At 72.6% G+C, this 24,045-nt stretch carries 23 protein-coding genes; 16 read left to right on the forward strand and 7 right to left on the reverse strand.

Annotation, left to right across the window (positions count from 1 at the left end):
* Entirely contained in the window at window positions 1-834 is an 834-nt protein-coding gene (locus QT381_RS03525; RefSeq protein WP_289247348.1) for a universal stress protein, read from the reverse strand.
* A gap of 172 nt (window positions 835-1,006) precedes the next feature.
* Between QT381_RS03525 and pflB the strand changes: the two genes are divergently transcribed.
* From pflB to QT381_RS03540, 3 genes are all read left to right on the forward strand, one after another.
* Entirely contained in the window at window positions 1,007-3,280 is a 2,274-nt protein-coding gene (gene pflB, locus QT381_RS03530; RefSeq protein WP_289247349.1) for a formate C-acetyltransferase, read from the forward strand.
* Window positions 3,267-4,040: a pyruvate formate-lyase-activating protein gene (gene pflA / locus QT381_RS03535; RefSeq protein ID WP_289247350.1), complete on the forward strand. Its 774-nt coding sequence runs from the start codon at window positions 3,267-3,269 to the stop codon at window positions 4,038-4,040. The genes pflB and pflA overlap by 14 nt, the downstream gene beginning before the upstream one ends.
* A 129-nt stretch (window positions 4,041-4,169) precedes the next feature.
* Window positions 4,170-4,658, forward strand: coding sequence for an aromatic ring-opening dioxygenase LigA (locus QT381_RS03540; protein ID WP_289247351.1), 489 nt, complete (start codon window positions 4,170-4,172; stop codon window positions 4,656-4,658).
* Window positions 4,659-4,719: 61 nt separating this feature from the next.
* Here the strand turns inward: QT381_RS03540 and QT381_RS03545 are convergent, their stop codons facing one another.
* On the reverse strand, window positions 4,720-5,586 hold the full coding sequence (locus QT381_RS03545) for a GNAT family N-acetyltransferase (protein WP_289247352.1): 867 nt from the start codon (window positions 5,584-5,586) through the stop codon (window positions 4,720-4,722).
* 109 nt (window positions 5,587-5,695) lie between these two features.
* Here QT381_RS03545 and QT381_RS03550 point away from each other — a divergent pair, with 109 nt between their 5' ends.
* The 6 genes from QT381_RS03550 (at window position 5,696) to QT381_RS03575 (ending at window position 13,400) form a co-directional block, all read left to right on the forward strand.
* Window positions 5,696-6,934 carry an ROK family transcriptional regulator gene (locus tag QT381_RS03550; protein WP_289247353.1) on the forward strand — a complete coding sequence of 413 codons (1,239 nt, stop codon included), beginning with the start codon at window positions 5,696-5,698 and terminating at the stop codon, window positions 6,932-6,934.
* Complete coding sequence (locus QT381_RS03555) at window positions 6,931-7,839, forward strand: carbohydrate ABC transporter permease (RefSeq protein ID WP_289247354.1); 909 nt, start codon at window positions 6,931-6,933, stop codon at window positions 7,837-7,839. The genes QT381_RS03550 and QT381_RS03555 overlap by 4 nt, the downstream gene beginning before the upstream one ends.
* Window positions 7,832-8,704: a carbohydrate ABC transporter permease gene (locus QT381_RS03560; RefSeq protein WP_289247355.1), complete on the forward strand. Its 873-nt coding sequence runs from the start codon at window positions 7,832-7,834 to the stop codon at window positions 8,702-8,704. The genes QT381_RS03555 and QT381_RS03560 overlap by 8 nt, the downstream gene beginning before the upstream one ends.
* A 55-nt stretch (window positions 8,705-8,759) precedes the next feature.
* A complete protein-coding gene (locus tag QT381_RS03565) occupies window positions 8,760-10,016 on the forward strand; it encodes an ABC transporter substrate-binding protein (RefSeq protein WP_289247356.1) in 1,257 nt (418 codons plus the stop codon).
* Between the two features lie 67 nt (window positions 10,017-10,083).
* Complete coding sequence (locus tag QT381_RS03570; protein WP_289247357.1) at window positions 10,084-11,208, forward strand: glycoside hydrolase family 15 protein; 1,125 nt, start codon at window positions 10,084-10,086, stop codon at window positions 11,206-11,208.
* Window positions 11,205-13,400: a glycoside hydrolase family 31 protein gene (locus tag QT381_RS03575; protein WP_289247358.1), complete on the forward strand. Its 2,196-nt coding sequence runs from the start codon at window positions 11,205-11,207 to the stop codon at window positions 13,398-13,400. Before QT381_RS03570 ends, QT381_RS03575 begins: the two co-directional genes overlap by 4 nt.
* On the opposite strand, the gene QT381_RS03580 is transcribed toward QT381_RS03575, so the two are convergent.
* A complete protein-coding gene (locus QT381_RS03580) occupies window positions 13,397-13,948 on the reverse strand; it encodes a GIY-YIG nuclease family protein (protein ID WP_289247359.1) in 552 nt (183 codons plus the stop codon). The genes QT381_RS03575 and QT381_RS03580 overlap by 4 nt on opposite strands.
* Before the next feature lie 9 nt (window positions 13,949-13,957).
* Entirely contained in the window at window positions 13,958-14,536 is a 579-nt protein-coding gene (locus tag QT381_RS03585) for a TetR/AcrR family transcriptional regulator (protein ID WP_289247360.1), read from the reverse strand.
* Window positions 14,537-14,630: 94 nt separating this feature from the next.
* Between QT381_RS03585 and QT381_RS03590 the strand changes: the two genes are divergently transcribed.
* Both QT381_RS03590 and QT381_RS03595 read left to right on the forward strand, forming a co-directional pair.
* Window positions 14,631-15,059, forward strand: coding sequence for a tautomerase family protein (locus QT381_RS03590; protein WP_289247361.1), 429 nt, complete (start codon window positions 14,631-14,633; stop codon window positions 15,057-15,059).
* A 136-nt stretch (window positions 15,060-15,195) separates the two neighbouring features.
* Window positions 15,196-15,501: a hypothetical protein gene (locus tag QT381_RS03595; protein ID WP_289247362.1), complete on the forward strand. Its 306-nt coding sequence runs from the start codon at window positions 15,196-15,198 to the stop codon at window positions 15,499-15,501.
* Here QT381_RS03595 and QT381_RS03600 read toward each other — a convergent pair.
* The gene (locus tag QT381_RS03600) at window positions 15,491-16,495 is read right to left on the reverse strand and encodes a DUF4349 domain-containing protein (RefSeq protein ID WP_289247363.1); all 1,005 of its coding nucleotides are present in this window, start codon (window positions 16,493-16,495) and stop codon (window positions 15,491-15,493) included. The two genes, QT381_RS03595 and QT381_RS03600, sit on opposite strands and share 11 nt — an antisense overlap.
* 180 nt (window positions 16,496-16,675) lie before the next feature.
* Here QT381_RS03600 and QT381_RS03605 point away from each other — a divergent pair, with 180 nt between their 5' ends.
* Window positions 16,676-16,870, forward strand: a complete 195-nt coding sequence (locus tag QT381_RS03605) for a hypothetical protein (RefSeq protein WP_289247364.1) — start codon at window positions 16,676-16,678, stop codon at window positions 16,868-16,870.
* A 102-nt stretch (window positions 16,871-16,972) separates the two neighbouring features.
* Window positions 16,973-17,959 carry an aldo/keto reductase gene (locus QT381_RS03610; RefSeq protein WP_289247365.1) on the forward strand — a complete coding sequence of 329 codons (987 nt, stop codon included), beginning with the start codon at window positions 16,973-16,975 and terminating at the stop codon, window positions 17,957-17,959.
* A 13-nt stretch (window positions 17,960-17,972) separates the two neighbouring features.
* On the opposite strand, the gene QT381_RS03615 is transcribed toward QT381_RS03610, so the two are convergent.
* The gene (locus QT381_RS03615) at window positions 17,973-18,752 is read right to left on the reverse strand and encodes an alpha/beta fold hydrolase (RefSeq protein WP_289247366.1); all 780 of its coding nucleotides are present in this window, start codon (window positions 18,750-18,752) and stop codon (window positions 17,973-17,975) included.
* Window positions 18,753-18,861: 109 nt separating this feature from the next.
* Between QT381_RS03615 and QT381_RS03620 the strand changes: the two genes are divergently transcribed.
* Both QT381_RS03620 and QT381_RS03625 read left to right on the forward strand, forming a co-directional pair.
* Complete coding sequence (locus tag QT381_RS03620) at window positions 18,862-19,422, forward strand: NADPH-dependent FMN reductase (RefSeq protein WP_289247367.1); 561 nt, start codon at window positions 18,862-18,864, stop codon at window positions 19,420-19,422.
* A 19-nt stretch (window positions 19,423-19,441) separates the two neighbouring features.
* Window positions 19,442-19,903: a peroxiredoxin gene (locus QT381_RS03625; RefSeq protein WP_289247368.1), complete on the forward strand. Its 462-nt coding sequence runs from the start codon at window positions 19,442-19,444 to the stop codon at window positions 19,901-19,903.
* A gap of 149 nt (window positions 19,904-20,052) precedes the next feature.
* Here the strand turns inward: QT381_RS03625 and QT381_RS03630 are convergent, their stop codons facing one another.
* Window positions 20,053-21,297: an MFS transporter gene (locus QT381_RS03630; RefSeq protein ID WP_289247369.1), complete on the reverse strand. Its 1,245-nt coding sequence runs from the start codon at window positions 21,295-21,297 to the stop codon at window positions 20,053-20,055.
* Window positions 21,298-21,502: 205 nt separating this feature from the next.
* Here QT381_RS03630 and QT381_RS03635 point away from each other — a divergent pair, with 205 nt between their 5' ends.
* Window positions 21,503-23,968, forward strand: coding sequence for a ribonucleoside-diphosphate reductase subunit alpha (locus tag QT381_RS03635; RefSeq protein WP_289247370.1), 2,466 nt, complete (start codon window positions 21,503-21,505; stop codon window positions 23,966-23,968).
* Window positions 23,969-24,045: the final 77 nt, after the last annotated feature.

A 24,045-nucleotide genomic window follows, 5' to 3' on the forward strand; every position in this document is an offset into this window, starting at 1 on the left:
TCATCCCAGGGTATCGGCCGCGGCGGCGAACGCGGGGAACCCGGCGAGGGCACCGCGCGCGACGAGCACGGGCGACGAGATTCCGGTGAGCACGTCGCGCAGCACGGGGGTCGCGACGGCACCGGCATCCGGCGTCGTGCTCTCGCCGACGACGAGCAGCGCGCGATCCCGGGCAGCGTGCAGCAGGGCGCGGGCCGGCTCGCCGTGCACGACGGCGGATGACACCACGACCCCCGGCGCCGAGTCGCGCGCGCCCGCGACGGCGTCCTCGATCGCGAGCCCCTCGCGCGCCGGGCGCGCGGGCCGGCGGGAGCCCACCGACTGCACGACGAGCAGCTCGTCGCCGCGCCGACCGGCCTCCGCCGCCGCGACCCGGGCGAGCCGCGCCCCGGACGAGCGCTGGTCGATGCCGACGACGATGCCCGATCGCAGGCGCACGTCGACGTCGGGCACGACGACCACGGGGCACCCGACGGCGCTCGCGATGTCCCAGGCCCGGCTCCGCGCGACCCCGCCTCGGGGGAACGGATGCTGGTGGGTGCCGATCACGAGCAGGTCGTCCGGTCCGGTGGCGCGCGCGATCGCGTCCGCGACGGACCCGCCGCCCGCGGCCGGCCCGACCACGCGGGCGTCGACCTCGAGCCCCGGCTGCGCGGAGCGCACCCGGTCCACGACGGCGTCGAGCGCGGTCGATGCGGTGTCCCGGTCGGCGGCGGTGGCGACGCGCAGCAGACGCAGCGGCGCGGGCACCGCGCGCGTCCGGCGCACGGCCCACGCGAGCGCCCGCTCGCTCGGCCCGCTGCCGTCGAACCCCACGATGCACCTGCCGGTCACGCCTCGACCTCCTTCGCCGTCCGTCCCATCCTCGATCCGGCGGGTCGGCGCGACCGGGCCGAAAGTCCCGTCCCGCGATCACGGGACCTTCGCCCTACCCCGGGTGCCGGTCCCGGTCGAGGCTGGGATCACCGGGGCGCCGGTGCCGGTGCCCGCCGCAGAGGAGACGACCGTGAGCATCATCGAGAACCCGACCAGCACCGACACCGCCCGTGGGGCGCGTGACCCGTGGCGCGGATTCGATCGCGGCACCTGGAGCGCCGCGATCGACGTGCGCGACTTCATCCAGCGCAACTACACGGCGTACGACGGCGACGACGCGTTCCTCGCCGGGCCGACCGCCCGCACCGAGCGGATCTGGGGCCGGCTGACCACGATGTTCCCCGAGGAGCGCGAGCGCGGGGTCTACGACGTCGACGCCGACACGCCCGCCTCGATCACCGCGCACGCGCCCGGCTACATCGACCGCGACGAGGAGCTCATCGTCGGCCTGCAGACGGATGCGCCGCTCAAGCGCGCGATCATGCCGCTCGGCGGCTGGCGGATGGTGGCGACCGAGCTCACGACCTACGGCTACCCGGTGTCGCCCGAGCTCGAGACGATCTTCACGAGGTACCGCAAGACGCACAACGACGGCGTGTTCGACGTGTACCCGCCGGCCGTCAAGCGCGCGCGGCACAGCCACCTCATCACCGGACTGCCCGACGCCTACGGCCGCGGCCGGATCATCGGCGACTACCGCCGCGTGCCGCTCTACGGCGTCGACGCGCTCATCGCCGCGAAGCGCGGCGAGCGCGCGGAGCTCGACGCGCGGCCGTCGTCGGAGGAGACCATCCGCGCTCGCGAGGAGAACGCCGAGCAGGTGCGCGCCCTGCGGGAGCTCGTGACGATGGCCGCCGGATACGGCCACGACATCCGCCGGCCCGCGGACGATGCGCGCGAGGCGATCCAGTGGCTCTACTTCGCCTACCTCGGCGCGGTGAAGGAGCAGAACGGCGCGGCGATGTCGATCGGCCGCAACACGGCGTTCCTCGACGTGTACCTCGAGCGCGACCTGCGCGACGGCGTGCTCACCGAGTCGGCGGCGCAGGAGCTCATCGACGACCTCGTGATCAAGCTGCGCATCGTGCGGTTCCTGCGCACCCCCGAGTACGACGCGCTGTTCTCGGGCGACCCGACCTGGGTGACGGAGACGATCGGCGGCGTCGGCGAGGACGGGCGCACGCTCGTCACGCGCACGTCGTTCCGCTTCCTGCAGACGCTCTACAACCTCGGCCCGGCCCCCGAGCCGAACCTCACGGTGCTGTGGAGCCCGCGGCTGCCGGCCGGGTTCAAGGACTTCTGCGCGCGGGTGTCGATCGACACGTCGGCGATCCAGTACGAGTCCGACGACCTCATCCGCGGGTCGTGGGGCGACGACGCCGCGATCGCGTGCTGCGTGTCGCCGATGCGGGTGGGCAAGCAGATGCAGTTCTTCGGCGCGCGCGTCAACGTCGCCAAGGCGCTGCTCTACGCCATCAACGGCGGTCGCGACGAGGTCTCCGGCGAGCAGATCGCGCCCGCCTCGGCACCGCTCGACGGTGACGTGCTCGACTACGAGCAGACCTGGGCCGCCTACCGGAGGCTGCTCGGCTGGCTCGCCGAGACCTACGTCGACGCCCTCAACTGCATCCACTACATGCACGACAAGTACGCGTACGAGCGGCTCGAGATGGCGCTGCACGACGGCGACGTGCTGCGCACCATGGCCTGCGGCATCGCCGGGCTCAGCGTCGCGGCCGACTCGCTCTCCGCCATCCGCTACGCCACGGTGCGGCCGGTGCGCGACGCCAGCGGGCTCGTCGTCGACTACGAGGTCGAGGGGGAGTACCCGTCGTACGGCAACGACGACGACCGCGCCGACGCGATCGCCGTGGCCGTCGTGACCGAGTTCATGGAGCTCGTGCGCCGGCACCCGGCCTACCGCGGCGCCGTGCACACCCAGTCGGTGCTCACCATCACGTCGAACGTCGTCTACGGCGCGGCGACCGGCAACACCCCCGACGGCCGCCGCGCCGGGGCGCCGTTCGCGCCCGGGGCGAACCCGATGAACGGCCGCGACACCCACGGCATGCTCGCCTCCGCGCTGAGCGTCGCGAAGCTCCCCTACGAGCAGTCGCAGGACGGCATCTCGCTGACGACCACCGTGGTGCCCGCGGGCCTCGGCCACACCCGCGTCGAGCAGAGCGCGAACCTCGTCGGGCTGCTCGACGCGTACACCGCCGCGCACGGCTACCACCTCAACGTCAACGTGCTGAACCGCGAGACGCTCGTCGACGCCATGGAGCACCCCGACCGCTACCCGCAGCTCACGATCCGGGTCTCGGGCTACGCCGTGAACTTCGTGCGCCTCACGCGCGAGCAGCAGCTCGACGTCATCAGCAGGACGTTCCATGCCGGGGTCTGACCGGCCGAGCACCGCGGCGATGGTCGCGTCCGGCGAGACGGCGAGCGTGCACTCCTGGGAGCTCGTGACCGCCGTCGACGGACCGGGCACCCGGATGACGCTGTTCCTCTCCGGGTGCCCGCTGCGCTGCCAGTACTGCCAGAACCCCGACACGCTCCTCCTGCACGACGGCGTCGAGACGAGCGCCGACGAGGTGATCGCCCGCATCCTCCGCTATCGCGGGGTGTTCGACGCGACCGGTGGCGGGGTGACGATCTCCGGGGGTGAGCCGCTGCTGCAGGCGGCCTTCGTCGAGCGCGTGTTCCGCGCCTGCCGCGAGGCGGGCATCCGCACCGCCCTCGACACGTCCGGCTTCCTCGGCGCGCGCGCCTCCGACGCCCTGCTCGCGGACACGGGTCTCGTGCTGCTCGACGTCAAGTCCGGGCTGCCCGACGTGTACCGCGAGGTGACGAGACGCCCGCTGCGCCCCACCGTCGAGTTCGGCGACCGGCTCGCGGCGCTCGGCGTGCCGACCTGGGTGCGCTTCGTGCTCGTGCCGGGACTCACCGACGGCGTCCGGAACGTCGAGGCGGTCGCCGACATCGTGGAGCGCTGGCCGAACGTCGGGCGCCTCGAGGTGCTGCCGTTCCACCAGCTGGGCGCCGGCAAGTGGGCACGACTCGGCCGGCCGTACACCCTCGAGGGCGTGCGGCCCCCGGATGCCGACCTCGTCGCGCGCGTGCAGCAGCAGTTCCGCGCACGCGGCCTCACCGTGTACTGACCGTTCGCGGCGCGGGCCGCTCGCGAACGGGGGACCTTCGGCCCCGTCGCGAGGCCCGGCGCGCGGTTGCCTGGAGGTATCCACTCACCGGCCATCCACTCACCGGCCATCCACGGAAGAAGGAATCCCATGACCGCCACCGCTCTCCCCGCCCCCGCAGCTGCCGCGCCCGCCGCGGTGAGCACCGTCCGCCTCGCCGTCGTGCGCTGGATCGGCCTCGTCGGCATCCTCGCCGGCATCGTCATGATCGCGGCGGGCGGCACCGTCTGGGGCATGGTGAGCTCGCAGCTCGCCGACCAGAAGATCACCGTCGCCGAGGACGCGCCGTTCCTCGCGGGCAACACCGTCGACGGCCCGTTGAGCGCCTACGCGCAGGCCACGATCATCAACACGCACGCGCTGGAGATGAGCGACGGCAAGACCTACGCGCAGCTCGATCGCGACGACCCGATGCGGGCCACCGTCATGAACGCCTCGTTCCTGCGGGCCTCGCTGTTCACGTCGGTCGTGTCGTTCGGCGTCGCCGCCTTCGCGATGGGCACGGGCCTCATCGTCGGCCTGCTGGGCTTCGCGCTCACCCGCCTCGTGCCCGCAACGCGCCGTCGCGCGGGAGCCTGAGCGGCATCCGTATCCGTCGCGTCATCGGGGCGCGCTCGACACCTCGTCGGGCGCGCCCCGCTCATTCCCGGCGGGTGCGGTCGCGTCGCTCGGGCAGCGGCTCGTACCCCGCCGCGCGGTAGGTCGCGATCGCGCTCGTGCGCACGCTCTCCGTGCACACCATCGCGCTCGACGCCCCCATCCGCTGCAGCTCGGCGGCCGCGGCGCGGCACACCGACGTGCCGTAGCCGTGCCGGCGGTGGCCGGCATGCACCCCCATCGGCTCGAGCAGTCCCGGCCGGCCTGCGCCGGCGGACCAGACGATGACGCCCGCGACGGCGGTGCCGGCGTCGTCGAGCGCGAGCAGGCCGCGTGCGCTCGCGAACGCGTGACCCGCGGCCATCTCGCGCCACACCACGTCGGTGAAGCGCGTGCTGTCCCAGGCCGAGCGATGCACGGCGGTGAACGCCGGCACGTCGTCCGGCCCGACGATCTCGATGCGCAGGCCGGGCGGGGGTACCGGCACCGAGAGGTCGCGCCGCAGCGGCGACCACGAATCGGCGGCCTCCCAGCCGGCCGCGTCGAGCAGGTCGCGCACGCGGGTGCCGTCCGGCGCCTCGACGGATGCGGTCCCCGCCGGGAACACGCCGGCCAGCGGATCGGAGACGTCGGCCACGATCCGGGCGGCGATGCCGTCCGCATCCCAGTGCGCGGGCGCGAGCGTCAGGCGCAGCACCTCCGGCCCGTCGAGGAGCCCGATCGCGACGAGCCGTCCGTCCTGCCGCCAGACGCGGACCGCCGCGGCCGTCGCCGCGGCGCCCAGGCGCGCGTGCCATCCCAGGTCGCCCGGATGCAGCTGGATCGGGGCGTCGTCGCGCTGCCAGCCGGCGAGCGTGTCGATGATCCCGTCGAGCTGCTCGACGGACGGCACCGCGAGCTCGAACGCCATGCGCCGAGTCAACACCATGCCCGCGCCCCCGAACGGGGGAGCGGGCGGGGTTTGACGTCGCGGGCGCTTGCACCTAGGGTTTGTTCGCAGGTAAATAAAAGAGGAAACAATGGCGATTCGCTCTCGAGCCGGTGCCGACGTCAACCGTTCGGCGATCCTGGCCCATCTCGGCGCGCAGGGGTCCGCATCCCGCGCCGATCTCTCGCGCGCGCTCGGCGTGTCACCCGCGCTCATGACGCAGCTCACCCGCGACCTGATCGGCGACGGGCTCATCGTCGAGCTCGACCGGAGCTCGTCGAACGGCGGCCGGCCGGCCCGCCTGCTCGGCCTCGCCTCGAGCGCGGGGCGCGCCATCGGCGTCAAGGTGGTCGCCGACCACGTCGCCTTCGTCGAGGTCGGCATCGGCGGGCAGCTGCTGCGCACCGCGAGCGAGCCGTTCGACGCGGCATCCGTGCTCGCGGTCTCGGAGCTCGTCACGCTGCTCAAGCGGTTCATCGCCGGCGGAGGCGACGCGCCGCTGCTCGGCGTCGGGGTCGGCGTGCCCGGCAGCGTGCTCCAGCAGCAGTCCGGCGTCGTCGACTCGACCCAGCTCGGCTGGACCCGGGTGCCGCTCGGCGACGCGCTCCAGCGCGCGCTCGGCCTGCCCGTCATCGTCGACAACAACGTCAACGCGCTGAGCATGGCCGAGCGGCTCTTCGGACGCGGACGCGGGCACCGCGACTTCCTCGTCGTGACCATCGGCACCGGCGTCGGCGCGGGCATCGTCACCGACGGTGCCGTGCTGCGCGGGCACGGGGGCGGCGCCGGCGAGATCGGCCACGTGCCCGTCGAGCTGGACGGCCCGCCGTGCCAGTGCGGCAACCGCGGATGCCTCGAGGCGATCGTGGGCGAGGCCGCCCTCCTGCGCCGGGCTCGCGAGCAGGGCATCCTGGCCCCCGACGCCGGCATGGCCGCGCTCCGGGCCGCCGCCGACGAGGGGGACGCGCGCGCGCAGGCGCTGTTCGGCGACGCCGGGCACACCCTCGGACGTGCGCTCGCGGGCGTCGTCAACGTCATCGACCCCGAGATCATCATCCTGCTCGGCGAGGGCGTCTCGGCCTGGGATCACTGGTCGTTCGGATTCGAGCCGGCCTTCCGAGGCTCGCTCGTCCCGGGCAAGCGCGGCATCCCCGTGGTCGTCGAGAGCTGGCAGGACGACAGCTGGGCGCAGGGCGCCGCCGCGCTCGTGCTCGCCACGCCCTTCGACGCCGAGGGCGTCGCGGGCGACCAGGGCCGGCTCGTGCGTCAGCGCCTGGCCGAGCAGGTCTCCGCGCAGGACGGCGCGGGCACGGAAGCGTCCGGCTCATGACTGTCGTCGGCATCCGCCCGCGCCCGCCGGCGGGACGGCGCCTGCGCTACGCGCTCGTCGTGCTCGCCTTCCTGCTGCCGAGCGCCGTCCCGCTCGCCCTCTTCGTGCTCGCGCCGATGGTCGGCGCGGCGTGGATCAGCCTCACCAGGTGGAACCTGCTCGCCCCGGCGCGGTTCATCGGGCTCGACAACTACGTCGCCCTGCTCACCGACCCGACGACGGGCGACGTGTTCCTGCACACGCTCTCGTACGTGGCGGGCTACCTGCCGATCGTGTACGTCGTCGGGCTTGCTCTCGCGCTCGCGCTCAACACCGCGCTCAAGGGCCGCGGCCTGCTGCGCGGCATCTACTTCCTGCCCGTCGTCACGAGCTGGATCGCGGTCGCCATCGTGTGGCGGTGGCTGCTGAGCCCGAAGTCCGGAGTCGTCAACAGCGTGCTCGGATTCTTCGGCATCGACGGTCCCGGGTGGTGGACCGATCCGCACTGGGCGATGCCCTCGATCATCCTGGCGTCCGCCTGGAAGGACGTCGGCTTCGTCATGGTCATCCTGCTCGCGGGACTCCAGGCCATCCCGACCGATCTGCACGACGCCGCCCGCGTCGACGGAGCCGGATGGTGGCGGCGGCTGTTCAGCGTCACGCTCCCGCTGCTGTCCCCGTCCACGTTCTTCGTCATCGTCATCTCGCTCATCAACGGGTTCCAGGTCTTCGACCAGGTGTACGCGATGACCGGGGGCGGACCGAACGGGGCGAGCGAGGTCGTCGTGCAGCAGATCTACGACCTCACGTTCCGCTACGGGCGCGCCGGGGAGGCATCCGCCCTCTCCTGGCTGCTGTTCGTCGTCGTGCTCGCCGTCACGCTCATCCAGGTGCGCGGACAGAGGAGGTGGGTCGTCTATGGCTGACACCGCCGTGCGCACCCTCGCGGTCGCGGCGCCGAGGGCGCACGGCTCGGCGGGACGGCGGGCCCGCACCGTGCTGCTGCACGTCGTCGTCATCGCGGGCGCGCTCGCGATGCTCGTGCCGTTCGTCTGGACGGTCGTCGTGTCGATCACGCCGGGCGCCACGCTCACCTCGACACCCGAGCTCATCCCGTCGGATGCGTCGCTCGGCGCGTACGGGCGGCTGTTCGCCGAGCGGCCGTTCGGGCAGGTCGTGCTCAACAGCCTGATGCTCGCGGTCGCGACCACGCTCGCCCAGCTCGTGACGAGCTCGACCGCCGCCTACGCGTTCAGCCGGCTGCCGTTCCGGGGCAGCGGCGTCGTGTTCGGCGTGTACCTGGCGACCATGATGATCCCGCTGCAGGTGCTCATCGTGCCGCTGTTCGTCGAGCTCAAGTCGTTCGGGCTCATCGACACCTACCTGGGCGCGCTGCTGCCGAGCATCGCATCCGCGTTCGGCATCTTCCTGCTGCGGCAGGCGATCAACCAGGTGCCGCGCGAGCTCGACGAGGCCGCGACGCTGGACGGCGCGGGCCACCTGAGGATCTTCGCGAGCGTCATCCTGCCGAACATCGGGCCGGCCATCGCGACCCTCACGGTCTTCGCGTTCATGAACAGCTGGAACAGCTTCCTGTGGCCGCTCATCGTGCTGCGCTCGCCCGAGCTGCAGACGCTGCCCATCGCGCTCGCCGGGCTCCAGGGCCAGTACACGTCCGACTGGGACGTCATCATGGCCGGCTCCGTCGTGAGCATCCTGCCGATGCTCGCGCTCTACATCTTCGCCCAGCGATACGTCATCCAGGGCGTCGCCAGCTCCGGGATCAAGTGATCCCGGACTCCCACCGCACCATCAGCATCCATCCGAATCAAAGGAGATCGCCATCATGAACCGCACCCTCGCGGTCGGCGCCGGCATCGGAGCCGTCGTCGCACTCGCCCTCACCGGATGCGCCGCATCCGGCACGCCCGCCGACGACCCGGACGAGAAGGTGACGATCACCTACTCGAACTTCATCTCGAACGGCGGGAACGAGGACAACCTCGCCACGATCGTCGACGCGTTCGAGAAGGAGAACCCGACCATCACGGTCGACGTGAAGACCCTGCCCTACGACTCGTACGGCACGGCGCTCGACACCGACCTGGCGGCCGGCACCGCCGCGGACGTCTTCGACATCAACGGGCCCTCCGCGTACGGCCAGTACCAGGCCAACGGCGTGCTCGCGCCGCTCGACGGCGTCGACGCCTCGCTCTACAGCCCCTCGCTGCTGTCCAGCTACGCGACCGACGGCACGCAGTACGCGCTGCCGACGTCGTTCAGCGACGTCGTGCTGTTCTACAACAAGGCGCTGTTCGACAAGGCCGGCCTCGACTACCCGACCGCCGACTGGACCTGGACGGACGAGACCGCGGCCGCCGAGAAGCTCACCGACCAGGCCGCCGGGGTCTGGGGCGACCACCAGCCCGTGACCTACAACGAGTTCTACAAGGTGCTCGTGCAGAACGGCGCGAGCTTCCTGAGCCCGGACGGCAAGAGCGTCGCCTTCAACACCCCCGCAGGCCTCGAGGCGGCGAACTGGCTCGTGCAGAAGAGCGGCACGACGATGCCCACTATCGAGGACGGGCAGGGCACCGCCGACTTCGACACGAACCTGTTCAAGGACGGCAAGCTCGCGATGCTGCACACCGGCATCTGGATGTTCGGCGCCTTCGCCGACGACGCGGATGACTGGGACATCGCCGTCGAGCCGGGCAACACCCAGCACGCGAACGCCGTGTTCTCCAACGCGATCGGCGTCTCGGCGACGAGCAAGCATCCGGAGGCCGCGCAGAAGTGGGCCGAGTTCATGTCCTCGTCCGACACCATGGTCGACGTGCGTCTCGACTCCGGCTGGGAGCTGCCGCCGATCGCCGACTCGGCCAAGCTCGCGACCTACCTCGACAAGGGCAAGCCCGAGAACCGCCAGGCCGTGTTCGACGCGGCGAAGGAGATCGCTCCCGCGCCCTCGATCGGCGACAACCAGTCCGAGATGCAGGACGACATCACGAACGAGCTCATCGAGGCGCAGGCCGGCCGCGAGACCGTGCAGCAGGCGCTCGACAACGCCGAGAAGAAGATCAACGCCCTGCTCCAGGGCTGAACCGGGGACGGATCCGGGGGCGCGCGCCCCCGGATCGCCCGCCCCGATCACGACGAGAGGCACCCCCATGACCGACACGACCGGCACGTCGCCGGCCGCGCTCTCCGAGCTCGCCCGGTCCAGCGTCGCCCTGATGCTGCGGCTGCAAGACGACTCCGGCGCGTTCGTCGCGAGTCCGACGTTCTCCGCCTACGCGGGCTACTGCTGGTTCCGCGACGGCGCGTTCATCGCCGACGCGGTCTCCGCGGCGGGCGAGGCGGAGTCGGCGACCCGGTTCTTCGACTGGTGCGCGCGGGTCGTGATCGACCGCGCCGACCAGATCGAGCGGATCGTCGCCGCTGCGGCCGCCGGCACGCCGCTGCCCGACGCCGACATGCTGCCGACGAGGTTCACGATGGACGGCGGCGAGGGCGACGACGAGTGGTGGGACTTCCAGCTCGACGGCTACGGCACGTGGATGTGGGCCGCCGCCGCCCACGCGCAGCGTCACGGTCTCGACATCCGCCGCTGGGCGCGGGCGCTCGACCTGACCGCCCGCTACCTCGTCAGCTCGTGGCGGCGCCCGTGCTTCGACTGGTGGGAGGAGCACGACGAGCGCGTGCACGTCTCCACGCTCGGCTGCATCGTGGCCGGACTCGAGGCGGGCACGGATGCGGGCGTGCTCAGCGAGCGTGACGCCACGCTCGCGGCGGTCGACGGCATCCGTGCCCTGATGGAGTCCGACGGGCGCGCGAGCGGCCACCTGACCAAGTGGATCGGCACCGCGGAGGTCGACGGCAGCCTGGCCGCGATCGTCGCCCCGCTCGCCGTCTTCCCGGCCGGGTCGCCCATCGGGTCGGCCACCGTCGACGAGGTGCTGGCGTCGCTCGAGGTCGGCGGCGGGGTGTACCGGTTCCGCGCCGACACGTACTTCGGCGGTGGCCGCTGGCCGCTGCTCAGCTGCTTCCTGGGGCTCGCGCTGAACGCGCGCGGCGACCGGGCGGGCGCGCTTCGCCTGCTCGAGTGGTCGGCCGGAACCGCGGATGCCGCGGGCGACCTCCCCGAGCAGGTCACGGACCTCGCGCTCGACCCCGGTCGCGAGGAGGAGTGGACGCGGCGATGGGGTCCGGTCGCGCGCCCGCTGCTCTGGAGCCACGCGATGTACGTGCGCCTCGCCGTCGAGCTCGGCATCAGCGCGGGGGTGTCCGCGTGATCCGGCACCGCCCGTTCGGATCCGGTCACCCGTACTCCGTCGACACGGAGCAGCGCTCGCCGGTCGACCCGGTGGCGGGCGAGCCGCTCACGCTCGGCGTGCGCGCGAGCGCCGACGTCGAGCGCGTCGACCTCGAGCTCGACGGGCCCGGCGGCATCCGCACCGTGCCCCTCGCTCGCGTGGCGCGCACGTCGCGCGGGCAGACCGTCGACGGCGGGCACCTCGCCTCCGCCCAGGCGCGCCTGGCCCGGGCCGCGGGCGGCTGGAGCGTCACCCTCGACGGACTCGTCGCGGGCGAGCGCCACCGCTACCGCTTCCGCACCGACGGCAGCGTGTCCCGCTGGTTCCCGTTCACGGTCTCGGCGTGGCGGGATGCGGACGGGATCGTCGGGGGCGCGCTGCCCGGCACGACGACCGCGCTCGACGACGGCGACCGCATCCGTCGCGTGCGCTTCGCGCTGCCGCTCGCCCCGGGGGAGCACGTCACCGGGTTCGGCGAGCGCTACGACGCGCTCGACCACCGCGGCACCGAGCTCGACTCGGTCGTCTTCGAGCAGTACAAGAGCCAGGGCGCCGAGCGCAAGACGTACCTGCCGATGCCGTTCGCGCACGTGGTCGGCGGTCGCGGCTGGGGCTTCCACGTGCGCACCAGCCGCCGGGTCTGGTTCGACATCGGGGCGACCGACGGCGACCGACTGTGGATCGAGAGCGAGGTCGACGCCCCGAGCGACGCGACCACCGCGCTCGAGGTGGGCGTCTACGAGGGCGCGCCGCGCGAGGTGCTCGACGCGTTCCTCGCCGAGGTCGGCCGCCCGCGGGAGCTGCCCGACTGGGTGTTCCGGCTCTGGGGCAGCGCGAACGAGTGGAACACGCAGGCCGCCGTCATGGAGCAGGTCGCGCTGCACCGCGAGCACGACATCCCGGTCGGCTCGATCGTCATCGAGGCGTGGAGCGACGAGAGCACGTTCACGGCGTTCCGGGATGCGCGCTACGCGGTCACCGAGGACGGCGCACCGCACCGCCTCGCCGACTTCGAGTTCGGCGAGGCGTGGCCCGACCCGAAGGGCATGGTGGATGACCTGCACGGCCAGGACATCCGAGTGCACCTGTGGCAGATCCCGCTCATCAAGACGCGGCCGCACCCCCGCGGGCAGGCGGCGGCGGACGCCCGCGCCGCGATCGCGGAGAACGTGCTCGTGCGCGAGGTCGCGCCCGACGGCACGCTGCGCCCGTACCGCAACCGCGGCTGGTGGTTCCCGCTCGGGCTCATGCCCGACCTCACGGATGGGCGGGCGGCGCGCTGGTGGACCGAGAAGCGCCGCTACCTCGTCGAGGAGGTCGGCATCGACGGCTTCAAGACCGACGGCGGCGAGCACGCCTGGGGCCGCGACCTGCGCTACCTCGACGGCCGGCGAGGCGACGAGGTGAACGGCCTGTTCCCGGTGCACTACGCGAAGGCCTACGGCGACCTGCTCGAGTCGGCCGGCCGCGCGCCCGTCACGTTCAGCCGCGCCGGGTTCGCCGGGAGCCAGGCGCACGGCGCGTTCTGGGCCGGGGACGAGAACTCGACCTGGGACGCGTTCCGCTGGTCGCTCTACGCCGGGCTCTCCGCGGCATCCAGCGGCATCGTCTACTGGGGCTGGGACTTCGGCGGCTTCTCCGGCGAGGTGCCGACGGCCGAGCTCTACCTGCGCTCGGCGGCCGCGGCCGCGTTCGTGCCGATCATGCAGTACCACGCCGAGTACAACCACCACCGCACGCCCTCCGGTCAGCGCACGCCGTGGAACATCCAGGAGCGCTCCGGCGACGACCGTGTGATCCCGGTCTTCCGGCGCTTCGTGCACCTGCGCGAACGGCTGCTGCCCTACCTCCGGGAGTCGGCGGCGCGCACGATCGCGACCTCGGCGCCGCTCATGCGCCCGCTCTACTTCGATCACCCGGACGACCCGGAGGTCTGGCGGCGGCCGCTGCAGTGGACGCTCGGCGACGACCTGCTCGTCGCGCCGGTCGTCGACGAGGGCGCGACGACCTGGACGAGCTACCTGCCGGAGGGCTCGTGGGTGGACGCGTGGACCGGCGCGCACGTCGGCTCCGGGCTCGTGGAGCGCGACGTGCCGCTCGACGTGATCCCGGTCTACCTGCGCGCGGACGCGTGGCGGCGATGGGGTTCCGCGTTCTCGACGCTTCCCTAGCCGCGCAGCGCCACCGCCCGCGCCAGCCAGCGCGCGTAGTGCGTCCACGGGTCGACGCCGCCCGCGAGGTCGGCGGCGTGGGCGAGCAGCTCGCGGGTCGCGGCGAACCACTCGCTCGTGCCGAGTCGCGCGCTCGCGAACTCGGCGTGCCGGCGCTGCTCGAGCGCCCGCGCGCCGCGTTCGAAGGCGAGCAGCTCGTCGACCGGGAGCACTGCGAGGCGCTGTCTCGGGTTCGCCGAGGTGCCGATCTTCACCCGGTCGCCGAAGCGCACGTAGTAGACGACGTCGATGCGCGGCGGCGGGAGGTCGGCGTCGGGCACGTCGCCGTAGACCCAGCCGCAGTCGGCGCACACCGCGCCGGACGGATAACGGATGCCGACCCGCCCGCCGCACAGCAGGCACGGCGACGGCAGCAGATCGGCCGCGCCGGCGGCCGCGCCGACGTGGTCGTGCACCGCGATCGCGTGCAGCGCGCACAGCGGCACGGGGGAGCCGGCATCCGCTCGCGCGTCGCACCCGGGGGCGACGCAGCGCTCATCCGGTGGCATCCCGCCACGCTATTCCCGGGGACCGACGCCCGGCGCGAGACGCGTGGCCGCCTCGCGCAGCTGGTCGGCGACGAGCTCGAACGGCTCCGTGCTCCGCTCGGCCCGGGCGATCACGACGGCGCCCTCGCACGCCGCCACGAGCGTCGCCGCGAAGCGGGCCGCCGCCGCGGCATCCGCACCGCCGTCCTCGAGCAGTTCGGCGATCCGGGCGCGCCAGGACCGGAACGCCCGGGCGGCGTGGTCGAGCACGGCGGTCGAGTCGGTCGCGACGGTGACGGCGAGCACGGCGCAGCCCGCGCGCAGCTCGGAGCGATCGAGCACCGCGCGCCACACCGCGAGGAAGCGCTCGGTGATCTCGAGCGGCGGCCGGCCGGCGACCGCGTCGAGCACGGATGCGGCGCGCGCGCCCGCGGCATCGACGGCCGCGTTCACGAGCTGGTCCTTGCCCTCCGGGAAGTGGTGGTAGATCGACCCGCGCGGCGCTCCCGCGTGCTCGACGACGTCGCGGAACGCGGTGCCCTGCAGGCCGCGCATCGCGAGCAGCGTGATCGTGCTGTCGATCATCCGGTCCTTCGTGGTGCCCGCCACCGCTTCTTCCCCTCGGTCTTGACTATGACGCTCAGCATAGCGATCATGGCTATGACAAACGTCATAATCATCGAGCCGCACCTGGAGCGCAGCCATGCCCATGATCGACATCACCGTTCCCGTCGGCCTCATCGCCGATCCGCACGCCCTCGCGACGGCCGCCGCCGCGACCGTCATGCGCATCGAGCGGGTGCCCGGCATCGCAATGTTCCGGTCGAACACGGCCGCGTTCGTGCACGAGCTGCCGGCCGCCGCGATCGCCGACGTCGACGGATCGAGCGCGCACGCGCGCGTGCAGGTGCTCACGAACGCGGGCGCCCTCGACCGCGATCAGCAGCTCGCCGTCGTCGCCGAGCTCTCCCGCCTGGTCGCCGATGCGGCGGGCGACCCCGACCTCGTGCGGCGCACCTGGGTGCTGCTCACCGAGGCGGTGCCGGGGGGCTGGGGGCTGTGGGGCCACGCGCACACCAACGACGAGATCGTGGCGGCGGCGCGCGCCGAGATCGCGGCCGCGGCGGGCTGATCGGCCGGGCCGCGACCCGGCACGGGGGCGCGAGATAACGAAACCTTGAGAAATCCGGCGCCGATGCTTGCGGTCCGGGCCGGTCTGTCGCTAACGTCGAATCGAGCGAGGATGTCTCACTCGAACGGGGGGTGACGTGGGTTCGATCTTCCGCCGCCGCACGCCGGCGCGCACGACGCCGAGTGCTGAGCTGCACGACGCTCTCCTGCTCGCGCGCACGAGCTTCGAGCGGGCGCACACCATGCCCACGCCGATGCAGCGCGACCTCGTCTCTGCGGCCCTCGACACGCTCTCCGACGTCGCGCGGCGCGCGGTGATCGCGGGGGAGGGCGAGCAGGCGCTCGCGATCGTCGACCGGTTCCCCGGGCCCGAGACGGATGCCGTGGCCGGCATCCCGTGGCACGACGTCGTCGACGCGGCGCGCGCGGAGCTCATCGCCTGATCGTCGTCCCCGGCGCCTCGTCCGCGGCGTCGTCCGCGTCGTCGCCGGCCGCGTCGGCGGGCTCCTCGCCGGAGTCGTCGGCGGCATCCGCGGCCGGACGCCGGCGAGCGCGCGAGCGCCCTCGGCCCCGCACGACCGCGAGCACGACGCCCGCGAGCACGGCGAGGAAGGCGAGCCACGGCAGGGCGGCGCCGAGCACGACCAGCGCGCCGGCGAGGAAGGCGACGAACGCGCCCCAGCCGCCCGCGAGGCCGTCGAGGAACGTGCTCGGGGCGTCGACCGGCGCGTTCTCGACGGCGACCAGGGAGATGTCGACGGTCGCCATCGAGACCTGGTCGGCGTAGTAGCGCTGCTGCGCCTGCATGCTCTCGAGGTCCGCCTGGCGCTGCTGCAGCGCGTTCTCGATCGCGATGAGGTCCTTCGTGCTGCCGGCCGCGCCGAGCAGGGCGAGCAGCCGGTCGACCGACGTGCGCGCGGCGGTGATGCGCGCGTCGAGATCCTGCACGGTCTGGGTGACGTCGGAGTCGCTCAGTGACACCCGCTCGACCTCGCCGAGCGCCTCGAGCGCGTCCATCGTCGGGGTGAGCCGGTCCGACGGGATGCGCACCGTGAGCGTCGCCCCGCCCGGGTCGCCGTCCGTCGGCGCGGTCACGGTGCGCGCGTCGACCCGGCCGCCCGCGGACTCGACGATCCGCGTGGCATCGGCCGCGGCATCCGCGGGGTCGTCGACCGTGAGGGTCGCGGTGCCGGTCGTGACGACCTGCCGGTCGGCGGGGGAGAAGGCCACCCCGCCGGAGTCGTCGCCGCCGGAGTCGCCCCCGGCGCCACCGTCGGCGGCGGCATCCGCGACGCCCGCGCCCGGAACCGCGACCTCGGGGGCCTGACCGACGTCGTAGTCCGAGCGCGAGCTCGACACGCCCGATCCGGCGGAGCAGCCGGCGAGGGCGAGAGCGACGAGGAGCAGCACGGAAGCGGGGAGGGCGCGCGCGATCATGGCGCCCACGGTAGGCGGCGGGGGATCGCGCGCGACAGCCAACGTTCCCGGCCTCTCGTTCGTCACGCTCGCGCCGCCGCGCGGCCCCCGGCTGGGCGCGCGCTGGGCACTCGTCGCGCGCCGTGCCCGGTGCCGCGCGACCGGCGTAGCGTCGCGACGAACGGACGAGAGGAGACCGGTATGGGTATCGGAGACAACCTGAAGGACGCGGCGGAGGCCACCGGCAAGCGCATCGGCGAGGCGGTGGACGACGCCAAGGAACGCGTCAGCGACCGGGTCGACGAGGCGAAGGCCGACAGCGACGTCAGGCGCGCGGAGGCCGAGCGCGACGCGACCAAGGCCAAGAACGAATACAAGGAGAAGCTGCGCGATTGAGCGCGGCGCCCTCACCACGGATGCGGCGGTCGACGGTGACCGCCGCATCCGTCTGTCCGGGCCGGGCCCCGGGCGCGCGATAGCGCGCAATAGGCTGAGCCCATGGAGACGCGCAGCAGCGAGCGCCTCGACGCGCAGCTCTCGGTCATCGGTCTCGGCACCTGGCAGCTCGGCGCCGACTGGGGTGCGGTGAGCGAGCGCGACGCGGATGCCGTGCTCGACGCCGCCGTCGAGTCGGGCGTCACCCTGTTCGACACCGCCGACGTCTACGGTGACGGCCGCAGCGAGCGGATCATCGGCAACTACCTCGCGCGTCACCGCGACGCGGGCGTCACGGTCGCCACGAAGATGGGCCGTCGCGGCCCGCAGGAGCCGGACGAGTTCACGCTCGAGAACTTCCGCGCGTGGATCGACCGCTCCCGCGACAACCTGCTCACCGACACGCTCGACCTCGTGCAGCTGCACTGCCCGCCGACGATCGTGTTCGACCGCGATCAGGTCTACGACGACCTCGACACCCTCGTCGACGAGGGCGTCATCGCCGCCTACGGCGTGAGCGTCGAGACGGTCGACGAGGCCCTCACCGCGATCGAGATGCCGAACGTCGCGAGCGTGCAGATCATCGTGAACGCGTTCCGGCTCAAGCCCGTCTCGGCCGTGCTGCCGGTGGCCGCGCGCGAGGGCGTGGCGGTGCTCGCGCGCGTGCCGCTCGCCTCGGGACTGCTCAGCGGGCGCTACGGTCTCGACACGGTCTTCGCGCCGGACGACCACCGCAGCTACAACCGGGACGGCTCGGCGTTCGACGTCGGCGAGACCTTCTCCGGCGTCGACTACGCGACCGGCGTCGAGGCCGCCCGGGAGTTCGCGGCGCTCGCCCGCGAGCACGAGCTCGAGCCGGCGACCGCAGCGCTCGCCTGGCTCGTGCAGCTCGAGGGGCTCACGAGCGCGATCCCGGGCGCGCGCACGCCCGAGCAGGCGCGCGCGAACGCGACCGCGGCATCCGTCGGTCCGCTGCCAGGGTCGTTCACCCTCGGCGTGCGCGACATCTACGACCGGCTGCTCCGCGCTGCCGTGCACGGCCGCTGGTGAGCCGCGCCGCGCGCTAGTCGGCGAGCCAGGAGCGGATGACCGCGAGCGTCTCGTCGAAGCGGTCGCGGTGCACGGAGTGGCCGGCGCCGGGCACGCGCCGCACGCTCACGCGCGGGTTCGCCGCCGTCACGACCCGCTCCGTGGCGACCGGGAACGTGGTGTAGACGGCGGGGTCGGCGCCGATCACGAGCGTCGGGACGGGCAGTGCGATCGCGCGGTCGACGATGTCCCAGGGGTGGTTGTCGGCGAACGAGCCCTCGACGGTCGCGCGCGCGACGCGCCGGGCGGCAGCGTGCTTCGCGGCGATGTCGTCCGGATGCCAGTGCGGGCGCGCCGCGGCGATCGACTCGAGCGTGTCGTCGAGCTCGTCGAGCTGGGCCTCGCGCACGCCGTCGAACTCCCCGGGCTCGATGCGCAGCACGGGGTCGAGCAGCACGAGGCGCCGGGCGATGCGCCCGGTCGCGGCGACGACGGCGATCGCTGCGCCGAGCGAGTGCCCGACGAGGAGGTCCCACGGGCCGGCGGGCAGGTCGGCGGCGTAGGCCGCGAGGCGGTGGTCCTCGGTGCGCGGCGCCGTGCCGTGCCCGCGCAGGTCGACCGCGGTGACCGCGTAGCCGAGGTCGGCGAGCGACGCCCCGACGCGCCACCAGGTGCCGCCGTCGCCGTTGATGCCGTGCAGCAGCAGGGCGCGCGGCGCGGACGCGGGCGACGATGCGGGCGACGATGCGGGCGACGATGCGGGATGCCAGTGCCGCTCGGGCAGCGCGACGGGAGCGGGGGCGGGCCGGGCCATGGCGTCACGCTAGCGGCGGGGCGGCATCCGCAGGTCGCGCGTGACGCCGGATGGCGGGAATCGTGCGCGGCCCGGCGGCGGTGACGCGTCACCTATATAGTTGCCTCTCGTGAACAGATTGCTCGTCATCGTCGGTTCCGTGCGCCCCGTGCGCACCGGTCTGCCCATCGCCCGCTGGGTGGGGGCGCTCGCGGAGGAGGCGGGCTGGGAGGTCGACCTCGCCGATCTCGCCGAGCTGGCGCTGCCGTTCATGGACGAGCCGAACCACCCGCGCCTGCGCGACTACCAGCACGCGCACACGATCGCCTGGAGCGAGCGCGTGGACGTCGCCGACGCGATCGTGCTCGTCACGCCCGAGTACAACCACTCGTTCTCGCCGGCGCTCAAGAACGCCCTCGACTACCTGTCGCAGGAGTGGTGGCGCAAGCCCGTGGGCGTCGTGAGCTACGGCGGGGTCTCGGCCGGAACGCGCGGCGTGACGGCGCTCACGCCCGTGCTCGTGGCGCTCGGACTCGTCAAGACCGGGGCGAACGTGGAGATCCCGTTCGCGGGTGCGCTCGTGGCCGACGGCGTGTTCACCCCGACCGAGAAGGAGACGGCGATCGCCGGCCACCTGCTCGCGGAGCTCGCCGAGCTCGCGCCCGTGCTGCGCCCGCTGCAGAACCGCTGACCCGGGGCAGGATGGGGGCATGACAGCTCCCGACGTCGGCGACCTCGCCCCCGACTTCACCCTCACCGCCCACGACGGATCGCGCTGGTCGCTCTCCGCGCAGACCGGCCCGGTGATCGTGTACTTCTATCCGGCCGCGTTCACCCCCGGCTGCACGACCGAGGCGTGCGAGTTCCGCGACTCGTTCGGCCCGCTGCGCGCGGCCGGCTGGACGGTCGTCGGCGTCTCCCCGGACGCGCCCGAGCGCAACGCCGAGTTCGTCGCCGACCAGCACCTCGACTTCGCCCTGCTCTCGGACGAGGACCACGCCGTGCACGAGGCGTACGCGACCTGGGGCGAGCGGGTGCGCAACGGCGAGACCACGGTGGGACCCATCCGCTCGACGTTCGCGATCGACGCCGACGGGCGGATCGTGCTCGCCTGGCGCGCCGTCGACCCGGTGGGCCAGGTCGCGCGGCTCGTGGAGGCGCTCGCCGCCTGAGCCGGGTGCTGGTCTCGAGACGCGACCTCGCTTCGCTCGGGCGCTCCTCGACCGGCGGTGTTCGGGTGCTGGTCTCGAGACGCGACCTCGCTTCGCTCGGGCGCTCCTCGACCAGCGGGGGCTCGGGCGCTCCTCGACCAGCGGTGCGGCTAGCTCGGCTGCACGGGCACCGGGAAGGTGTCCGGGATGGGCGATGCGTCGCGGCCGCGCAGGTCGGGGTGCGCGCCGCGGAACACGACGGCGATCACGGTGCCGATGAGCGCGAACACGGCGCCGACGGCGAATCCGCCCGTCGCGCCGTGGCCGTCGATGAGGAAGCCCGCGACCGCGCTGCCGGCCGCCGCGCCGATGAGCTGACCCGTGCCGACCCAGCCGTAGGCCTCGGCCGTGTCGCTGAACCGCACGGATGCCGACACGATCGCGAACATCACCGCGAGGCACGGTGCGATGCCGAGGCCGGCGATCGCGAGCGTGCCGGCGAGCGACCAGAACTGCGCCGAGGGGGCGAGGTCGGGGCCGAAGAACGCGGCCGCGAACACCGCGAGAAGCGTGCCGACGAAGACCACGAGCATCCGTCGTCCGAGCGCGGACGGGCCGATCGGGATGTCGCCGAACGCGAGCCCGCCGACGAGCGAGGCGACCGACCAGATCGCGAGCACGAGGCCGGCCTGCGGGCCGCCCTCGCCGAACGTCGCCACGACGCTCGCCTCGAGCGCCGAGCACGATCCGATGAGCAGGATGCCGACGACGGTCGCGAGCAGCACCGGCGGCCGGGTGAGCACGAGCCCGAACCGGCGCTTCGAGCGCGGGATGCGCACCTTGCCGACCTCGGGGCTCGCGATGAACCAGGCGCCGCCGCCGACCAGGAACGCGACGGAGAGCAGGATGCCGAGCACCGTCGAGATCTGCACGGACACGAACGTGATGAGCACGGGCGCGGCGATCCAGATGATCTCCTGCGCGCTCGCGTCGAGGCTGAACAGCCGGGTCAGCTGGGTCGAGTTGACCATCTTCGGGTAGATGGTGCGCACGGCCGGCTGCACGGGCGGCAGGCTCAGGCCGCCGACGAAGCCGATGAGCACGTAGCCGGTGAGCGGCAGCTGCAGGAACGCGACGCCGAGCATCGTCGCGGCGCACACCGCGGTGGTGAGGATGAGCACCGGGCGCATGCCCCACACGCCCATCGCGCGTCCGAGCAGCGGGCCGGCGATCGCCTGGCCGACCGAGGTGGCGGCGAGCACGAGCCCGGCCGCGCCGTAGGAGTGGAAGATGCCCTCGATGTGCAGCAGGTAGGCGAGCGACAGCATCCCGTTCGGGAAGCGCGCGGTGAGCTGCGCGGCGATGAGGCGGGCGACGCCGGGCGCGCGCAGCAGCTCGCCGTATCCTCCCGCCATGCCCCCAGCCTAGGGCCGCTCGATCGTGCACAGGGTGTGGAGAACCCGGCGGAGTTATCCCCGTCCTGTGGACGACACGCCCACTAGATGTAGTGCCCTGCCCATGTCGGCGGCCGGATATATAGTGATCGAGCCGCGGAACCGGATGGTCTGTCTCCGACGCATCCGTGGCACATCTGGATCGAATCCGACGAGGGGATACCGAGTGGCAATCACGGTCGTCAAGCGCGACGGGACGCGCGAGCCGTACGACGCGAACAAGATCAACCTGGCGATCGAGCACGCCAGCGCCGGCCTCGACGAGAACATCACGTGGGTCACCCAGATCGCGTCGGAGCTCGAGCTCACCCTGTTCGACGGCATCACGACGCAGCAGCTGGACGAGGCGGTCATCCAGGTCGCGCTGCAGAACGTCAAGGACGACCCGGCGTTCGACATCGTGGCCACCCGCCTGCTGCTCAAGACGATCTACAAGGCCGTGCTCGGCGACTACGAGACCGCCGAGCAGCTCCGCGCACTGCACGTCGGCCACTTCCGCGCCAACATCGAGCGCGGTGTCGCCGAGGGCCTCTTCGAGCCCCGCTTCACCGAGCTGTTCGACCTCGACCGCGTCGCCGCCGCCCTCGATCCCGAGCGCGACGGCCTGTTCAAGTACATCGGCCTCGTCACGCTCAACAACCGCTACGGCATCAAGGCCCGCAACGGCGAGCCGCTCGAGGTGCCGCAGTTCTTCTGGGCGCGCGTGGCGATGGGCCTGAGCCTCAACGAGGCCGACCCGACCACGGCCGCCATCGGCTTCTACGAGAAGATGTCGAAGCTGGAGTACGTCGCCGCGGGCTCGACCCTCGTCAACGCCGGCACCGCCTACCCGCAGCTCTCCAACTGCTTCGTCATGGAGATGCAGGACGACATCGAGCACATCGCGAAGAGCGTGCGCGACGTCATGTGGCTCACGAAGGGCACCGGCGGCATCGGCCTCTCGGTGACCAAGCTGCGCTCGCAGGGCTCGCCCATCCGCTCGAACAACACGACGTCGACCGGCCCGATCCCGTTCATGCACACGATCGACTCCGTGCTGCGCGCGGTGAGCCGCGGCGGCAAGAAGTTCGGCGCGCTGTGCTTCTACATGGAGAACTGGCACGCCGACTTCCCCGAGTTCCTCGACCTGCGCCAGAACTCCGGCGACCCGTACCGCCGCACCCGCACCGCCAACACGGCCGTCTGGATCTCCGACGAGTTCATGAAGCGCGTGCAGAACGACGACGACTGGTACCTCTTCGACCCGCTCGAGGTCGCCGACCTCAACGAGCTCTACGGCGCCGCGTTCAGCGCGCGCTACGCGGAGTACGTCGCGGATGCCGAGGCCGGCCGGCTGCGCACGTTCACCAGGATCAGCGCCCGCGCCCAGTTCAAGGACATCCTGATGTCCCTCCAGACCACGAGCCACCCGTGGCTGACCTGGAAGGACACCATCAACAACCGGGCGCTCAACAACAACACCGGCACGATCCACCTCTCCAACCTGTGCACCGAGATCTGCCTCCCGCAGGACCTGGAGAACATCAGCGTCTGCAACCTCGCGTCGATCAACCTCTCCAAGCACCTCACGGAGGCGGAGGACGGCACGCTCGGCTTCGACTGGTCGCTCATCGAGGACAGCGCCCGCAGCGCGGTGCGCCAGCTCGACAACCTCATCGACATCACCGTGTCGAGCGTGCCGGAGGCCGACCACGCCAACCAGGAGAACCGCGCCATCGGCCTCGGCGTGATGGGCTTCACCGACGTCATCGAGCGACTCGGCATCAGCTACGAGTCCGAGGCGGCCGCCGAGCTCATCGACGAGGTCATGGAGCACGTCTCCTACGCCGCGATCGACGAGTCGGCCGACCTCGCCCGCGAGCGCGGCGCGTACAACAACTTCGCCGGCAGCCGCTGGTCGCAGGGTCTCGTGCCGTTCGACTCGATCGCGCTCACCGAGGCCGACCGCGGCACGCCGATCGCCGTGAGCCGCACGACCCGCCTCGACTGGGACGCCCTGCGCGCGAAGGTGGCCGGCGGCATCCGCAACGCGACGCTCATGGCGATCGCACCGACGGCATCCATCGGTCTCGTCGCGGGCACCACGCCCGGCATCGACCCGCAGTTCGCGCAGATCTTCAGCCGCGCGACGAGCAACGGCAAGTTCCTCGAGGTCAACCGCAACCTCGTCGCCGACCTGCAGCGGCTCGGCCTGTGGGAGACCACCCGCGAGGCCGTGCTGCGCAGCCAGGGCGACGTGCAGAACATCGCCGCCATCCCCGACGAGCTCAAGGCCGTGTACAAGACGAGCTTCCAGCTCTCGCCGTACGCGTTCCTCGACGTCGCGGCCCGCGCGCAGAAGTGGATCGACCAGGCGATCAGCCGCAACATGTACCTCGAGACGCGCGACCTCGGCGACATGATGGACATCTACTACGCGGCGTGGGAGCGCGGCGTGAAGACGACCTACTACCTGCACATGAAGCCGCGGCACACGGCCGAGCAGTCCACGGTCAAGGTCAACAAGACCGAGGAGCTGGGGTCGGGCGCGCGCAAGGGCTTCGGTGCCCCGGCATCCGCTGCTCCCGCCGAGGCCGCGCCGGCCGCGGCCGCCGCGCCCGCGCGCCGCGGGTTCGGGGGACTCGGCAAGTGAGCACCACGATCCCGCTCGACGACCACGACACGGCGACCGGCGCGGTCTCGCTCGCGAACGACTACGTCGTCCCGATC

Source organism: Galbitalea sp. SE-J8 (assembly GCF_030345695.1).
Classification (GTDB): domain Bacteria; phylum Actinomycetota; class Actinomycetes; order Actinomycetales; family Microbacteriaceae; genus JAUASV01.

What these genes read in the sequence shown, in the direction of transcription:
- pflA (WP_289247350.1), top strand. Translation starts at nt 3,267, where the DNA reads ATGCCGGGGTCTGACCGGCCGAGCACCGCGGCGATGGTCGCGTCCGGC.
- QT381_RS03540 (WP_289247351.1), top strand. Translation starts at nt 4,170, where the DNA reads ATGACCGCCACCGCTCTCCCCGCCCCCGCAGCTGCCGCGCCCGCCGCG.
- QT381_RS03545 (WP_289247352.1), bottom strand. Translation starts at nt 5,586, where the DNA reads ATGGCGTTCGAGCTCGCGGTGCCGTCCGTCGAGCAGCTCGACGGGATC.
- QT381_RS03550 (WP_289247353.1), top strand. Translation starts at nt 5,696, where the DNA reads ATGGCGATTCGCTCTCGAGCCGGTGCCGACGTCAACCGTTCGGCGATC.
- QT381_RS03555 (WP_289247354.1), top strand. Translation starts at nt 6,931, where the DNA reads ATGACTGTCGTCGGCATCCGCCCGCGCCCGCCGGCGGGACGGCGCCTG.
- QT381_RS03560 (WP_289247355.1), top strand. Translation starts at nt 7,832, where the DNA reads ATGGCTGACACCGCCGTGCGCACCCTCGCGGTCGCGGCGCCGAGGGCG.
- QT381_RS03565 (WP_289247356.1), top strand. Translation starts at nt 8,760, where the DNA reads ATGAACCGCACCCTCGCGGTCGGCGCCGGCATCGGAGCCGTCGTCGCA.
- QT381_RS03570 (WP_289247357.1), top strand. Translation starts at nt 10,084, where the DNA reads ATGACCGACACGACCGGCACGTCGCCGGCCGCGCTCTCCGAGCTCGCC.
- QT381_RS03580 (WP_289247359.1), bottom strand. Translation starts at nt 13,948, where the DNA reads ATGCCACCGGATGAGCGCTGCGTCGCCCCCGGGTGCGACGCGCGAGCG.
- QT381_RS03590 (WP_289247361.1), top strand. Translation starts at nt 14,631, where the DNA reads ATGCCCATGATCGACATCACCGTTCCCGTCGGCCTCATCGCCGATCCG.
- QT381_RS03600 (WP_289247363.1), bottom strand. Translation starts at nt 16,495, where the DNA reads ATGATCGCGCGCGCCCTCCCCGCTTCCGTGCTGCTCCTCGTCGCTCTC.
- QT381_RS03605 (WP_289247364.1), top strand. Translation starts at nt 16,676, where the DNA reads ATGGGTATCGGAGACAACCTGAAGGACGCGGCGGAGGCCACCGGCAAG.
- QT381_RS03610 (WP_289247365.1), top strand. Translation starts at nt 16,973, where the DNA reads ATGGAGACGCGCAGCAGCGAGCGCCTCGACGCGCAGCTCTCGGTCATC.
- QT381_RS03615 (WP_289247366.1), bottom strand. Translation starts at nt 18,752, where the DNA reads ATGGCCCGGCCCGCCCCCGCTCCCGTCGCGCTGCCCGAGCGGCACTGG.
- QT381_RS03625 (WP_289247368.1), top strand. Translation starts at nt 19,442, where the DNA reads ATGACAGCTCCCGACGTCGGCGACCTCGCCCCCGACTTCACCCTCACC.
- QT381_RS03630 (WP_289247369.1), bottom strand. Translation starts at nt 21,297, where the DNA reads ATGGCGGGAGGATACGGCGAGCTGCTGCGCGCGCCCGGCGTCGCCCGC.